This window comes from Pantanalinema rosaneae CENA516 (assembly GCF_050753385.1).
Taxonomy (GTDB): Bacteria; Cyanobacteriota; Cyanobacteriia; order Leptolyngbyales; family Leptolyngbyaceae; genus Pantanalinema; species Pantanalinema rosaneae.
In genome coordinates this window covers 17,306-32,771 of record NZ_JBLZFZ010000022.1, presented here as the reverse complement: position 1 = coordinate 32,771, position 15,466 = coordinate 17,306, and the positions used below count along the sequence as shown (strand labels likewise).

Below are 15,466 nucleotides of genomic sequence, written 5' to 3'. Positions count from 1 at the left end.
CCTAATGCCGGTAGGATAAGGGATCGAAGGCACTTCATTTTCGTTTAAATCCTCTCGACAGGGATCGCGATCGGGTCTAGACTTAAGTTCTGGGCTCTGATGCATCATTGGATACAAAAACTCTAGTTAAGGTTTGGTGAGGGTCTCCTGTGCAACTCCAACGTGTGGCTGTAAAACGGGCGTCGGGTGGTTTCGCATTGATTGATAGCTTGAAGCGTCATGGTGTGAAACATATTTTTGGTTATCCCGGCGGAGCAATTCTGCCGATTTATGATGAACTCTACAAGGCGGAAGCCGAAGGTGGGATTCAACATATTCTGGTGCGGCACGAACAAGGGGCTGCCCATGCTGCCGATGGTTATGCTCGGGCGACGGGGCAAGTCGGGGTCTGCTTTGGCACTTCCGGCCCGGGTGCGACTAATTTAGTCACGGGAATTGCTACGGCACACATGGACTCGATTCCCATGGTGGTGATTACCGGGCAGGTGGCTAGAGGCGCGATCGGCACAGATGCCTTTCAGGAAACCGATATTTACGGGATTACGCTGCCGATCGTCAAGCATTCCTATGTGGTTCGCGATCCCCGCGATATGGCTCGGATTGTGGCAGAAGCCTTTTATATCGCTAGTACGGGTCGTCCGGGGCCTGTGTTAATTGATGTGCCTAAGGATGTAGCGCTGGAAGAGTTTGATTATGAGCCCGTGGAACCGGGTAGTGTGAAGCTGCCGGGCTATCGTCCAACGGTGAAGGGCAATCCCCGCCAGATTGCCAATGCTCTGAAGCTGATTCACGAATCGACCCAACCGTTGCTGTATGTTGGCGGCGGCGCGATCGCAGCCAATGCCCATGCGGAAGTGCAGGAATTAGCCGAGCGCTTTAATCTGCCTGTAACGACGACATTGATGGGGATTGGGGCGTTTGATGAGCACCATCGGCTCTCGGTTGGCATGTTGGGAATGCATGGGACGGCTTATGCTAACTTCGCGGTGATGGAATGCGACCTCTTGATTGCCGTAGGGGCGCGGTTTGACGATCGGGTTACCGGCAAACTGGATGAATTTGCTTCCCGCGCTAAAGTAATTCACATTGATGTCGATCCCGCCGAGGTTGGTAAAAATCGGGCTCCCGATGTGCCGATCGTCGGGGATGTGAAAAATGTCTTGCAGGAATTGCTCAAGCGCAGTGTTGATGATGGCGATGTCGTAGATCCCCACCGGAATGCGGCATGGGTAAAGCGGATCGATCGCTGGCGGGAGGAATACCCGCTGGAAGTGCCCCACTATGCCGATAGCCTGTCGCCCCAGGAAGTGATCGTGGAATTGGCAACCCAAGCCCCCCATGCCTATTACACAACCGATGTGGGTCAGCATCAAATGTGGGCAGCCCAGTTCCTCAAAAATGCTCCCCGTCGGTGGATCTCCAGTGCGGGGTTAGGCACAATGGGCTTTGGGGTTCCCGCCGCCATGGGGGCAAAAATGGCGGTTGGCGATGAGCCCGTGATCTGTGTCAGTGGCGATGCCAGTTTCCAAATGAACTTACAGGAATTGGGAACCCTGGCACAGTACAACATCAAAGTCAAAACCGTAATTATCAACAACGGTTGGCAAGGGATGGTGCGCCAGTGGCAGCAGGCTTTCTATGGGGAACGCTACTCGTCCTCGAATATGCAATCTGGGATGCCGGATATTCCCAAACTTGCCGAAGCCTATGGCTTAAAGGGGATCGTGATTCAATCGCGGGATGAACTGACGGCAGGAATTGCCGAAATGCTGGCACACGATGGGCCGGTAATTGTAGAGGTGCGGGTGCGGAAAGATGAAAACTGCTACCCGATGGTGGCTCCCGGAAAGAGCAATGCTCAGATGGTGGGTCTACCGGAACATAAGAAGCTAGAGAAGCTGCCGGAAGTGGTGCAATGTAGCCATTGTGGGGCAAAGAATATGTCTACCAACAAATTCTGTCCCGAGTGCGGCACAAAGTTGTAGAAATCGCTTGGCGATTCTAGTGGTTCATGGGGTGGGCAAGTGGCTCACCCTTTATTATGAACAGGGATTACAACAGCAACGCTGCCCGCTCGGCCAGGGGCGATCGTTCGCCTTTAACTAAGGTGATATGTCCGGCTAAAGGCTCTGACTTAAACCGTTCCACCACATAGGTTAAGCCATTGCTGGCAGCATCCACATAGGGATTATCAATTTGATCTAAATCGCCAGTCAAAACAATCTTGGTGCCTTCTCCGGCTCGGGTCAAAATGGTTTTAACTTCGTGCGGTGTGAGATTTTGGGCTTCATCCACAATCAGAAATTGCTTGGGAATGGTACGACCCCGAATGTAGGTTAATGGCTCGATCTGAATTAAGCCATGTTCCATTAATTCCTCGTAGCCGCGTCGGCGGTAACTGGGTTTGTCTGATCGATCCTGAGTTCCCAAAATTAAATCGAAGTTGTCATAAAGAGGCTGCATCCAGGGAGTCAGTTTTTCGTTGACATCTCCAGGCAAAAATCCCAAATCGCGACCCATCGGTACGACCGGACGGGAGATTAATAGCCGACTATAGAGCCGTTCATCCGCAACCTTGTGTAAGCCTGCCGCGATCGCCAGCAGGGTTTTTCCAGTACCGGCTCGACCCACCAGGGTGACGAGTTGAATGGAATCCCGCAGTAACAACTCAAAGGCAAATTTCTGTTCCCGGTTGCGGGCATGAATCCGGGATACGCCGCTGTGGGGGAGCTTGAATAAGGGGACAATTTGCTGGCTGGCGGCATCCACAATGCCCAAAGCGGTATGGGTAGGATTGGCGGTATCTACCAGGGTTAATGCTTCATTGGAAAAAAATTCACCGTCGAGGGTGAGGCTACTCTGTTGATAAAATTGCTCGATCGCCGCAGAGTCTACTAATACCTCCGCTGTACCGGTATATAGTTCATCTACATCAACTTTATCAGTTTCATAATCCTCGGCAGCTAACTCTAAGGCATCGGCTTTAATCCGCAGATTGGTGTCCTTACTGACGACAACCACCGGACAGTCACAGTGCCGTTTCAACTCTAACGCTAATGCCAAAATGGCGTTGTCTCCGCGATCGCCCTCCAGTTCTGCCGGAAGTTCTGCCAGGGTTTCCCGATGACAGAGGGCAACTCGTAACATCCCACCCGACTTTAAGGCAATGCCATTGGTTAAGCTGCCCTGTTGACGGAGGGTATCTAAGCTGCGGGAAACCTGACGGGCATTGCGTCCGGTCACTTCGGGTTGTTTTTTAAACCGATCCAATTCCTCAATCACCGTGATGGGCAAGACCACATCGTTGTCCTTAAACCGCAGGATTGCCGTGGGATCATGCAACAATACATTGGTATCAAGAACAAAGACTTTCTTCATAACCCGCTCCTCAGCGAACCAGCGTCACATCAGGTTTTTAGCATGATAAATCGACTCTACATCGCCGTTGTCGGTTTTGGGCGGTATGTTGCAGGAGTGCAACGATTCTACGAAATGGTATCACTCAGTTCCACCACAAACCTAACTTCCTGATTGGCACTCTCGACGTAAATAGCTCCCCCCAACTGTTCTACTAACCGTCGTACCAACGCTAAGCCCAGTCCCGTACCACCATGTTTCCAGGGATCATGATTGGGAATCCGGTAGAATTTATCAAAAATCCGATCGCGCTCATCGGCTGGAAGTTCTACGCCAGTGTTACTGACCTGCAATTGGATGACAGCGTTGGGTTGGGTTCTGGCAAGAATGCGAATCGTTTCTCCTGCCGGAGTATATTTGCAGGCATTATTCAGTAATTCCATCAGAATGCGTTCGAGATGGGAGCGATCGCTGACTAAGATGGGCAGATCCTCTGAAACATCAAGTTCTAAGCGTTGCTGCTGTTGGGCAATTCGTCCTTCAAAGGGTCTGGCAATCTCGGCTAACCACTGGGTTAAATCAATCTCAACCAGGATTAACGGATCTGTCCCGGATTCCAGGCGGGTTAAGTCCAGTAGATCATTGATCAAGCTAATTTCGCGTTCACATTCATCTTTGAGGATTTGAAAGTAACGATCGACCTTGATCGCGTTCAAGCCTGATCGTAGTTGCCGGGGGCTGTCGGACGGGGCAGGTCGATCGCCAGTTGCTGGCTCAGTCAGGGATGATGCTGCGCCATCCTGACGGCGAGCTTGAAATAAGGTCAGTTCTAACATTTGAATCGCCATTTTGACATTAGAAATTGGTGTGCGTAATTCATGGGAAACCGTACTGAGAAAGTCATCCTTTAAGTGATTTAATCGCTCTAATTCCAGCACTTGAGTTTGCGCCGTTTGATACAACCTTGCCTGCCGAATGGCGATCGCACATTGGTTGGCAATTTGTTGGATTAACCGAATTTCTAAATGATTAAAACTGATGTGCGGCTGTTTAAATAGCCATAAATCTCCTAACACCCCCTGATCATCCAAAAGTGGACAGGCCAACACCGCATAACGCTCGGCTTGCAACCGCACCTGATCCACAGCAGTAAAACAAAATTGGGTACATTGCCCCTGAAATAATTGCTGATAGACTTCAGGGCAAGGGTTATCCTCTAGAGTGAATTGTTGTCCCTGGATCGAAGGCAGCGATAGATTGTATTCATGGGCAACTGTAAAGATGGTTAGTTCTGAGTTATAGATGCCTGTATCGCAACACTCTACTTGCAACCCAGTTCCCAACTCGTTGACGACTGTATGCAAAATTTGATGTTCATCTAAACTATCGCGAACTTTATCGGTAATTCGCTTGAGGAGGGCTTCAAATTCCAAGGACTGCTGTAATTCGGCGGTGCGATCGCGGACTTGTTGTTCCAGGGTAGTGTTAATGGCTCGCTCGGCGGCGGCTTGTTGTCGAAGTAATTCTTCTGCTTGCTTGCGGTCACTAATATCGTGGGCGACCCATACCACTTCCTGGGCTGAGAGCGGTGACACATTGGCAGAAAACCAGACCGTTCGACCGTTAATCGCCAAATCATACTCCAGATGAATGGTTTGCTGTGTATCCAGCGCTTGTTGAATTACTTTTATCATCTGAGTTGCTGTGGCAATTGGCAACATATCCATCATTGCCTTGCCCATTAATTGCTCAGAGGGATGACATAACAACAGGGGGTTGTTCGCAACTACCTTGAGATAACGCCCCTCGCGATCTAACTTGAGTACCGTGTCATTCATGGCATTGAACAGGGCTTGCAACTCAGAATTGGTTTGAGATAATTCCAACTGAGTTTGTTTCAAGTCAGTAATATCGAGCGTCGTCCCAAATACCCGAATGAGTTCCCCCCGATCGTTGCAAATGGGTCGTCCCTGTCCCAGGGTGTAGCGAATCGAGCCATCAGGGCGCACAATGCGACACTGGAAGTCATAGGGTTGCTTGGTAGCTATTCCTGTCTGGACAACGCGATCGCGGTACTCCCGATCGTCCGGATGCACCAGATCACTGAGCTGTTCAAATGTGGGCGCAGGTTGCTCGGAAGGTAAGCCAAAAATCCGAAACATTTCGGCTGACCAAGTGACCTGGCGTGTGGTGACATCAAACTCCCAACAGCCCACATGGGCAATCTCCTGCGCCTGTGCCAGAGCGGTTTCACTTTTCCGGAGTTGTTCCTCTACCTGTTTGCGTTCCCTTACCTCTCGTTCCAGTTCTTGGTTAGTGGCCTTTAGCTGACTTGGGTTGGGCAGGGCTAAGGCTTGGGGCATTAACTGGATCAATAGAATTGCTGTATAGATGGAAATGGCGGCTGTAATCGCTTTTACAGTTCCTGATAACCCATAGGTGGGATACCAAAGCGTCCATGCGTCTAGTAAATAAGTTGTACTACAAGCGGTAATCACTAAGCTGAATAAGAGCAATATCCAGACAAAGGGTAGGTCAGGACGACGGCGGACAAAATAGAGCAGGACGATCGCGATCGTATAGTAGGCAAGGGCGATTAGACTATCGGCACCAAGATCCAGCCAGACCAGGAGTGATTGCCTAAGGGGATAGGTATGCGGCATGAAGAAGCCTGCCATGCTTAAGGGATTGCCGCTGTGCTCTAGCATAATCCAGCCTCCCATGTCCAGCAGAATCCAGTGGAGTGATGCTTAGGGGTCATCCTGCCCTACAATCTAAATGACTGTATAAAATTTATACAAAGCAAATTATATCCTGCCTATCTTTAGGTAATGCGACTTCTGGCGTTAGCCTCAGTCCCGTTCCTGGATGCTACCTGCTAAACCTATATTTTTCACAGACAAAGATAGAAGGGTATCATTTATTACAAATCGTTATGCAGAGAGATTGATCCACCCCCATTCACCTGAACTGGTTATGTATAGAGAAATTGTTTAAGAGGATGTTTTAAAGGTTCTTTTGCGAGTCGCAACAGACACGCTCCCCCTAAATCCCCGCGCTCCGCGCCGCTAACGCTAGAAAAAAAGGGGGACTATGAGAATGATTCCCCCTTGAAAAGGAGGGTTAGGGGGGATCTCTGAGTGCTTAACACTTTTCAAATACCTTCCAAGACCTTGCCTTTAGAAGTTCTCCACTTTTCCCGTTAAGCTAGGAATTGGAGGTTACCTTGGCTAACGATCGTCACTGGTTAGGAGATTTCCAGAATAGAAATTACCGGACAATTAGCGATATTTGGTAGGGGCGAATGGTGGTATAGCCTGATGGCATAGCGACACTATCGTCCTTACAAAGGTAAAAATTTTCCTGAAAATCTCCTTAGATGCTTGTCATCTGATGCAATTTTCCAGCTAAATTATTGCGATAACCAAGGCTTTCAAGTATTTTTATTTAGCCAATGATGTCAATGTTAATCGAGGAGGAGCCCACTGAGTTGTAACATACCTAACCCTGCCCATGAGTAGATAGAATCCTGCTTTGATGCCATAAAGCGCTAGCATAGCAAAGCATCTTTAATTGTGTCAGGAGCCCTGATTTTTCCGCCTCGATCAGATTTATGATTTTAGTCCAAATTCATCTAAATTCTTACTGTTATGAAGTGCAATTAACTTCTCCTGTTCAGATTTCGGATCATGGCAGCAATCACTCTTCAGATCATGGTAAATCGTAATCCTCAGAGCGCCGCTAATTCTCTTGAAAGCTGCTTGATCTTGATTGCTGATGATGATCGATCTACGCGGATGCTGCTCAGCCAGATTATGCAACAGGAAGGATACCAGGTTGTTGAAGCTGTCAATGGGGAGGATTGTCTGACTGCCTATCAACAGTTTCAGCCGCAAATTATTCTGCTGGATGCCATGATGCCTGTGGTGGATGGGTTTACCTGCTGTGAGCGGATTCGTACATTACCCAATAGTGAATCTGTGCCCATTCTACTGATTACCGCTTTAGATGATGATGAGTCCGTCGATCGCGCCTTTGCCGCCGGGGCAACTGATTACATCACGAAACCGATCCATTGGGCGGTATTACGTCAGCGAGTCCGACGACTCCTGCAAACCCAGCAAACGGCGATCGAGCTAGAGCGGCGCAATGAACAAGAGCGCTTGATCTGGAGAATTGCTCAACGGATGCGGCAATCATTAAACCTGAATGACATTTTGAAAACGGCAGTCTGGGAGATGCGGCAATTGCTGCACTCCGATCGAGTGCTGATCTACCGGGTTCAGGATGATCGGATGGGACGGGTGATTATGGAGTCGGCAGCAGCCGGATTGACCTCGATTTTGGGGCAGTGCTACTCGTCTGAGATGATTTCTGATGATGATTTTCAGTTGTACTGTCAAGGGCAGATTCGGACGATTAATCACATTGATTCAGAATTATCTTCTCCAGTGTTAATTCAATTTCTTCAGCGCTTAGGGGTTCGTGCCAAAATTGTGGTGCCAATTCTTCAGGACGATCGATTGTGGGGGTTATTAATTGCCCACTACTCGGAAACCCCTCGGCTCTGGCAAATCTGGGAACTGAATCTGTTACAACAACTCTCGACTCATCTCGCGATCGCGATTCGCCAATCTCAGTTTTACCAGCAGGTACAGCAATTTAATGCTGACTTAGAAACGATTTTAGAAGAACGTATGGTGGAACTGAGACAACGTACTATTACCCTTCAGCGATCGCTAGACTTTGGGGCAACCCTAATGCGGATTACTGAGCGGGTGCGCGATAGTTTAGATGAACGCCAAATTTTGCAAACGGCGGTTCAGGAAGTGGTGTGGGCATTAGATGCCGGGTGCTGTAATTTAGCACTGTATGACCTGGAGCAGCATGTGTCTAATGTGGTGCAGGAATATAGTGCTTCGATTCCGGGCTATCAGGGGCGAGTGTTGGAAATGTCTGGTTATCCTGAGATCTATCAACAGCTACAACAGGGGCAGAGTTTTCAATTTTGTTCGATCTCACCCAGTACCGAACGGGGACAGGTTGCCATGTTTGCCTGCCCGATTATGTATGGGGAGCAACCGACGGGAGATCTGTGGTTAATCAATCCTGCCGATCGCGTGTTAACTGATCTGGAAATTCAGCTTGTGCAACAGGTGGCGAATCAATGTGCGATCGCCATTCGACAGGCAAGGTTGTATCAAACGGCGCAAACTCAAGTGCTGGAATTAGAGCGATTAAATCACTTAAAGGATGACTTTCTCAGTACAGTTTCCCATGAATTGCGATCGCCAATTTCAAATATGCGGCTGGCGATTCAAATGCTAGAACGCTTTATGGGTGAAGGTCGGGATCAACGCGATCGCTCGGGTGTCAATAATGCTGATGCCACCAAAGGCTTTACCTACCTGAAAATCTTACGGAATGAATGTGAACGGGAAATCGGCTTGATTAATGATTTATTGGATTTGCAACGCTTAGAGGCTGGTTATCAACGCTCCAACCAAGATTTGATTCAACCATCGGAACTGATTACAGAAGTGGCTGAACTCTATCAACAACGGGCACAGGAACGACAACAGCAGTTAGTGATTACGATCCCGCCTGATTTACCTGAAATTATTTCTGATCTAAGCAGTCTAAAACGGGTGCTGTCAGAACTCTTAACCAACGCCTGTAAATATAGCCCGCCTGGTGGGACGATTACCATTCATGCTCAAATGCAATTTCCCCATCTACAAATTAGTGTCAGTAATTCTGGCGTAGAGATTCCGACTCAGGAACTGGCGCGAATTTTTGATAAGTTTTACCGGATTCCCAGTGGCGATCCCTGGAAGCAAGGCGGTACAGGATTAGGGTTGGCACTCGTTCAACGCTTAGTCAACCATTTGCATGGCACGATTCAAGTCAGCAGTAGTGCCGGACAAACCTGTTTTAGGGTGGATTTAGACATAAATTGTCAATAGTTAGCGTAGCGCTCCTTGAGGGTAAGGCGATCGCGAGGGATGCTTGCTGGTAGTCGATGATCCGGGTGGGGTTAGCCGCTCCATTGCCACGATCTGAGGAATTCTGGACAAAACTGTCCCTACCGCATCTATGGTCTGATTTAGTTCCTGTTCCTTAACATAATGACGCGTTAACTTGACACATTCAGCGATATAAGGGATACAGGAACCAATGCGGATTACCGCTTAATAGTGACAGCGATTGCTTCGATAAGAACTTAATCGTGTGACCGGGAGGAGTTGAATTATGTCTTTTGCGTCTCAATCAGCACAACCTACCTTAGCCTTTGCCTCTCAGCCATTTCGCCTCAAACGCTGGCTCCGTAGCTGTTTAATCGGTGTCGGTGCTAGTGTGCTTTTAGGCACCAGTGCCCATGCCGCCGATCGCATTATCCTGACTTACCAGGATGTGCAGACAACCGTTCCTGTTTCAGCGATCGCTAACTTTGCTACGACGGGTCAGGTCAGTGGTGATCTGCAAGAACTATTCCAGAAGTATCCCCGAATCCAACAAGTGATTCGAGATTTGCTAACGAGAGAAATTCGGGTTAGTCCTTCCTTTGTTGAACGCACTTTAAAGAGTTCTACGGGTGAGTTTGTCCTGATCCAATTGGATAAGCTAATTAATACCTCTAGTGCCGGAGCGGACATTGAGATGCTTCGTAATACATTGGTTGAGGCTTATCAGGATAACAATGCGTTCTCCCTATTAGAGGTGCTAGAACGATTCCCCGTCAATGATATTCGGGTTGATCTAACCAGCCTGGAGCGGGTTTATACCGATGTCAGCACATTCGTAGAACGGATTCAGCCAGCTTTAGAAGTGGCACGCGAGTTCTTGCAAAACTATATTTGTGATTGCAAAACCCCTAACCGCTAGGCAGGGTTTGATTCCAGTTGCAGTAGTGGGTAAGCGGGGTATGGCGATGGCTAACCTGAATGCTTAACCTACTGATCACAAATGACTTAGTTTTTCTGCTGACATCACTTCATACCAATTAATTATGACGTTATTATCTGCATCTCTTGACGATCGCCGCCGTCAGAGGATCGCTAAAGCGATCGGGATTAGTGCGGCTCTGGTATTGGGAGTCAGTGCTGGCTTCGGTACAGCTAAACCTGTAGCAGCGGCAGAACAGTTTGTCTTGACCTATGGGCCGTTTGCCCGATCGATCTCAATTAGTGATCTGCAAACCTTAGCGGATACAGGTGTAGCACCGTCATCGCTCCAACCCTATCTGCGTCTGGCTAGAATTAGCCCTGAGGCACTACGGACAGTTTTAACCAGAGATCTAGGAGTTAGTCTACGATTTCTCGATCGTTCGCTTAATTCGCTCCCTGGAGAGTTTGCTCTGTTTCATCTGGGTAAACTGATTCATTCGCCGGAACGGGTAGCCAATATTCAGGCCTTGCGATCGGCCTTTGTGCTGTCTGCGGCTCCCGACAATCGCTTAACCCTGCTGGAATTTCTGGAGAATTACCCGACGCGATCGGTCTATTTGGATGGGGTGAGACTGGCATCCGTTGCCCGTCAAGTTAGCCGAGTGGTGGGTGATGTGCGGGCTCGTCTGGAACCCATCATCGAAGGAGCCAAGGAATTTCTGGGCGGCTTTATCTGTGATTGTGAAGGAGATAACCAAAGCTCTCTCATTCCTGCTGAGGATCAGCAAGCCATGACCACGGGGTTTGCGGAAACCGATGCCTTTCTCAAAGCCCTCAGTTGTCCCAGTTCATTGCCAGAGACATTGCCCTGAGCCTCGGAAGCTAATAGCACTTAAACACCGCCTGTAACCCTAATGATATTGAGGTTACGGGCGCTTGTAGTGGCTATGGTCGCTTTGCTGCTTCCCAAGTCAGAGGCGAACTGAAGTGGGTGTTGTTATGGTGTGAGTGTTGATTGTCAAGACTGGCGATGCATTACCCTTCAGCCCCCTGGCATTTGCAAGGCTACGCGATGCAAACCCTGCACTGGTTGGATATCGATCGGGTTCGATCGACGATTCCGGCTGATCTTAAGATTGTGTCCCTATTGCCTGGGAAGACGCTGGGCAGCATGTATCTTGCTAACTATGGTCAAGGCTCCTGCCTGGAATACAACGAGTTAATTGTTGTCAGTGGGTTGGTGTATCAAGGTTGGCAATGGGGAGCCTGGATTTCTCACATTTATGTGGATAATCCTGCCTCGGTAGCGGGAGGACGAGAGATTTGGGGGTTGCCGAAACAGTTAGCGCAGTTTACCTGGCAGGGCGGCGATCGACCGACCGTAGAGGTCAAGCAAGGGGAGCGTCTGCTTTGCTCACTCCAAGGACAACCGCGATCGGTGAGAATTCGGGTTCCGATCGCCGCTCCAATTATCAGTCAAATTCAGACGCAGTTCTGCACATTTAGGGGACAGGGAACACTGAACTGGCAGTGGATGGACAGTCATTTGACCGTTCCAAAGGATAGTCCGTTTAGTTCATTGGGGTGCGATCAAGCCTGGTTAGCCTGGTATAGCCAGCCATTATCATTGACTATTCACGCCCCAATGACTCATGCTGGCTAGATGATTTACAACTTTGTTTTCATTTGAGCGACAACTTTCGTCACCGCGTCATCGGCAGCTTTGCTGAGAATTTCGTCCGTATCGCTACTACTGCTGCCACCACTCACCCCGCGAATGGAACCACTCGCGCTATTCGTTTCCGCTTCTCCTAAGCCTTCCATCGCGGCAATAATGTTTTGGCTATTGGTGTCGATCGCTCGCGCCGTTACTTGCACTACGGCTTTAGTTTTCTCAGAACTACCGCCAATACCTAAAAAGCTACCACCTGCCCGCTTGCGTTCCACATTAAAGCGAGTGACAGAGCCAACAATCACCGCATCTACCCCTAACGCCTTACCAATTTTCACAGCAGTCGCTTCATCAATATTGCCACTAATCCCGTGATCTCGCATATAGTTTTCCAGGGCGCTGCGAGAGGTGATCACAAACGTGCCATCATTCACCAGTTTGTTGGTCAGCAGTTCGCTCATTCCTCGTGAGGCACCACCACCCCGGTAGGCATACCAATAGCTGGGATCACTGGTGTTCGCAAAGTCAAAATCCACGATCGCAATCTTCTTCTTAGTTGCCGGTTGGGCGATCGCGCTTTCCGATACAAACAACGGTATCAAAGTGGGGGTAGCGGCACCTATAAGCAGGAGTAACCCTAAAGATAGATGAGTAAAGGTGGTTAGGAGGCTGGGCTTTCTCATGGTTTGGTTTCTCGTCATGATGGTTAACACGATCGGAAATATAGCTCTATCAGGTGGCAGGGAATTAGGTCGAACCAGGTGATCCTGCCATTCAAACCGCAACATCTATAACATACGGGTTGACCCTGACTTAAAAACAACGCCTGACCGGGTGATTCCTGATTGTTCAGCAAAACCGACTTTGCTGTACCGCTTACTAGCTAGACTTGACAACTACAGTTTGCAAATTTAGTTTATCTATGTTGCATTTTCGTCCAATGGATGTTACTATAGTACGCATGAACTGAAGCTTGCATTAGTAATGAGGAATCTTCATGATCCAGGTTGCTGTAACCGATAGTAAAGCGAAGCTACTGGAAGCCTTTCAACAACTCCTGGCAGACCGACGTAAGATCGAATCAAAAGTGGCGACAAAGGCAGAGGAAGCTCGCCAACTGGAAGACCAACGTATCTTAGCGATCGCGTCGCAATATACGGCAGATAGTATTGTCCGGGGTTTGGCAGATCTCAGATTAGAGTTTAGTCAGGTGGTGAGTCAGCTATCGACTCAGCTATCGACTGAGAACACTAAACTGGAGGAATTACACCGGGCGATTGCGGTCGAAACAGACCATCTCGATACCCTGCGTCAAGTGCGGATTGTGGCAGATGCGCTTCATATTCTGACCCAGGAACACCAGGAGAAACTCGATGCTCTACACCATCAAGCAGAGAGCGATCGAGAACAACTGGAAAAAGAGATGGCTGAAACACGCAAATCCTGGCAACAGGAACAGGCAGAGTTCGAGGCGATTCAATTGGAGCATCAATCATTGCTTCAGCAGGAACGGACTCGCCAGGAAGCAGACTATCACTACGATACGGAGCGATCGCGCAAATTGGCGATCGATGAATACGCAGCCAAGCAACGGCAGGTGGAACGAGAATTGGCAGAAACTGAGCAAGCTAAAGCCAAGCAATGGGCAGAACGAGAACAGCGTTTGGCAAGTCAGCAAACCTTGTTGGCAGAGTACCAGCAACGAGTGGCAGCCTTTCCCGCCGAACAGGAAGAAGCGGTTAAAAAAGCTCGGGAAGAAGGAATTCGAGATATTCACCAGGATGCGAAAGTCAAAGCGGATCTGCTGGAAAAAGAATGGGAATCAACCAAGCAGGGCTACGAACTGCAAATTCAAGCGTTGGAAGCCAAAGTTCATCAACAAACGACCCAGATTGCCGAAATTTCTACTCAACTGCAAACTGTTATGCAGCAAGCTCAGGAATTAGCCATGCGAGCTTTTGAAACGTCTACTCATCGCAGTGCTACCTAAATGCTTCCGCAACGTCTTCACCATGCAGGACTAATTTATGGCTGTCAAACGACCCAGTGAGAAGAATACCAAGGCGGAAATTCTCACCGCTTTTAATAATTTATGGAAAGAAAAGAAGGAATTGGAAGCTCAATTCCAGGCGGCGAAACAGGCTGAATCTAAGGTAACAAGTGCTAAAAACACACCTGATGTAACTCCTATGGCAACGGTCACTACAACACAACAACCGAAGATGGAGTCAATGATTGATGAGTTAACTCAGTTACAACTAAAATTCGGGGGAGCCATTAGTGATCTATCCGAAAAGCTAACTCGGGAAGCCCTGCAACTTCAGGAAGTCCGGCAGGCAGTTGCTACAGAGGTGGAACAGTTAGAAACACTGCATCAGCTTCAGATACAGGATGATAGTTTGGATACGCTGATTCAAGAATATGGCGATAGTTTCAAGACCTTTAATGATGAATTAACCCAGCGTCGAGAGACGTTAGAACAGGAATTCACCCAAGCCAAAAAAACCTGGGCAAAAGCGCAGGAAGACCATCGCCGATCGCTAAAAGATCGGAATGAAACTGCCCACAAAACCCAGCAACGGGAGGGCAAAGAATATGTCTATGATTTAACGCTACAACGTCAACTCTCAACGGATCAATTTGACCAGGAGCAAAAACGTCTGTACCAGGAGTTGGAAGAGTTGCAGCAAGCTCAAGCGAAACAATGGGCAGAACGGGAGAAAGCGATCGCCGATCGAGAAGCCCAATTGGCTGAACTGAAAGCCAAGGTAGAAGCCTATCCTCAAGAATTAGAAGCGGCAATTAAACGTGCCAAAGAAGAAGGCAAAGGGATTGCCCACCATCAGGCGAAGATTAAAGCGGATTTAGTTGCCAAAGAAATTGAAGGGCAGAAACATACCTATCAACTCCGAATTCAATCGCTATTGGATACCATCCAGCATCAGGACGCTCGGCTTCAGCACCTGGCTCACCAACTGGATGCGGCGTTGAAACAAGTGCAAGATTTGGCAGTAAAAGCGATCGAAGGGTCTGCCAATGTCAGTTCCGCTCAAATGCTGAAAGAGATCGCGTTGGAACAAGCGAAAACCCAGGCAAAAAGTAAGTAAGGAGATTAAACTATGCAACCCATGCGTCAAGGTGATGTGATTCTAATGCCAATTCCAGCCAATAGTGCCACAGGTGAATTGCTGCCTCATTTAACGTTGGCCGAAGGAGAAGTCACGGGGCATCGTCATCGCATTAGTCAGGGAAATGCAGAATTGCGCGAACAGGAGGGTGTGCTGTATTTAATGGTAGATTCTGATACGGCAACGCTGACCCATGAGGAGCATAAGCCAATTCAGATTCCGCAAGGCACATGGATTGTCCGAATTCAGCGACAGTATGAGCCCGGTGAGTGGGGCTATGTAGAAGATTAAGGATCGCAGATTTATTAAGGTGTAATTTTGCGTAGGGGCGTGGCATTCGGTAAAAAGTCCTTGCCATTGACCCAGAAATCCCTGCCGTAGCTTGCTTCCCGGAGGGTATGCCGCGCCCGTACAGAGAGATG

11 protein-coding genes are annotated in these 15,466 nt (G+C 48.7%); 8 read left to right on the top strand and 3 right to left on the bottom strand.

The annotated features are described in order from the left end of the window. Positions 1 to 149: 149 nt before the first annotated feature. Complete coding sequence (ilvB, locus tag ACN4EK_RS14460; RefSeq protein WP_431658660.1) at positions 150 to 1,985, top strand: biosynthetic-type acetolactate synthase large subunit; 1,836 nt, start codon at positions 150 to 152, stop codon at positions 1,983 to 1,985. 67 nt (positions 1,986 to 2,052) lie between these two features. Here the strand turns inward: ilvB and ACN4EK_RS14455 are convergent, their stop codons facing one another. Beyond that, entirely contained in the window at positions 2,053 to 3,378 is a 1,326-nt protein-coding gene (locus tag ACN4EK_RS14455) for a PhoH family protein (protein WP_431658659.1), read from the bottom strand. A gap of 107 nt (positions 3,379 to 3,485) precedes the next feature. Beyond that, positions 3,486 to 6,065 (bottom strand): sensor histidine kinase, encoded by a 2,580-nt coding sequence (locus ACN4EK_RS14450; protein WP_431658658.1) that lies wholly within the window; start codon positions 6,063 to 6,065, stop codon positions 3,486 to 3,488. 981 nt (positions 6,066 to 7,046) lie between these two features. Here ACN4EK_RS14450 and ACN4EK_RS14445 point away from each other — a divergent pair. The 4 genes from ACN4EK_RS14445 to ACN4EK_RS14430 all read left to right on the top strand — a co-directional run bounded on the left by ACN4EK_RS14445 (position 7,047) and on the right by ACN4EK_RS14430 (position 11,907). Further along, positions 7,047 to 9,323 (top strand): hybrid sensor histidine kinase/response regulator, encoded by a 2,277-nt coding sequence (locus ACN4EK_RS14445; RefSeq protein ID WP_431658657.1) that lies wholly within the window; start codon positions 7,047 to 7,049, stop codon positions 9,321 to 9,323. 286 nt (positions 9,324 to 9,609) lie between these two features. Continuing rightward, a complete protein-coding gene (locus ACN4EK_RS14440) occupies positions 9,610 to 10,242 on the top strand; it encodes an alpha/beta hydrolase (RefSeq protein WP_431658656.1) in 633 nt (210 codons plus the stop codon). Positions 10,243 to 10,366: 124 nt separating this feature from the next. Next, complete coding sequence (locus ACN4EK_RS14435) at positions 10,367 to 11,116, top strand: alpha/beta hydrolase (RefSeq protein ID WP_431658655.1); 750 nt, start codon at positions 10,367 to 10,369, stop codon at positions 11,114 to 11,116. A 158-nt stretch (positions 11,117 to 11,274) separates the two neighbouring features. After that, positions 11,275 to 11,907, top strand: coding sequence for an acetoacetate decarboxylase family protein (locus ACN4EK_RS14430; protein WP_431658654.1), 633 nt, complete (start codon positions 11,275 to 11,277; stop codon positions 11,905 to 11,907). Between the two features lie 5 nt (positions 11,908 to 11,912). Here the strand turns inward: ACN4EK_RS14430 and ACN4EK_RS14425 are convergent, their stop codons facing one another. Next, entirely contained in the window at positions 11,913 to 12,704 is a 792-nt protein-coding gene (locus ACN4EK_RS14425; RefSeq protein WP_431658653.1) for a CsgG/HfaB family protein, read from the bottom strand. Between the two features lie 209 nt (positions 12,705 to 12,913). Between ACN4EK_RS14425 and ACN4EK_RS14420 the strand changes: the two genes are divergently transcribed. From ACN4EK_RS14420 to ACN4EK_RS14410, 3 genes are read left to right on the top strand one after another with little or no spacing between them, the layout of a single operon-like run. Further along, the gene (locus tag ACN4EK_RS14420; protein WP_431658652.1) at positions 12,914 to 13,906 is read left to right on the top strand and encodes a coiled-coil domain-containing protein; all 993 of its coding nucleotides are present in this window, start codon (positions 12,914 to 12,916) and stop codon (positions 13,904 to 13,906) included. Between the two features lie 37 nt (positions 13,907 to 13,943). Continuing rightward, the gene (locus ACN4EK_RS14415; protein ID WP_431658651.1) at positions 13,944 to 15,023 is read left to right on the top strand and encodes a coiled-coil domain-containing protein; all 1,080 of its coding nucleotides are present in this window, start codon (positions 13,944 to 13,946) and stop codon (positions 15,021 to 15,023) included. Positions 15,024 to 15,035: 12 nt separating this feature from the next. Further along, positions 15,036 to 15,335: a hypothetical protein gene (locus ACN4EK_RS14410; RefSeq protein ID WP_431658650.1), complete on the top strand. Its 300-nt coding sequence runs from the start codon at positions 15,036 to 15,038 to the stop codon at positions 15,333 to 15,335. The last annotated feature ends 131 nt before the right edge of the window (positions 15,336 to 15,466 follow it).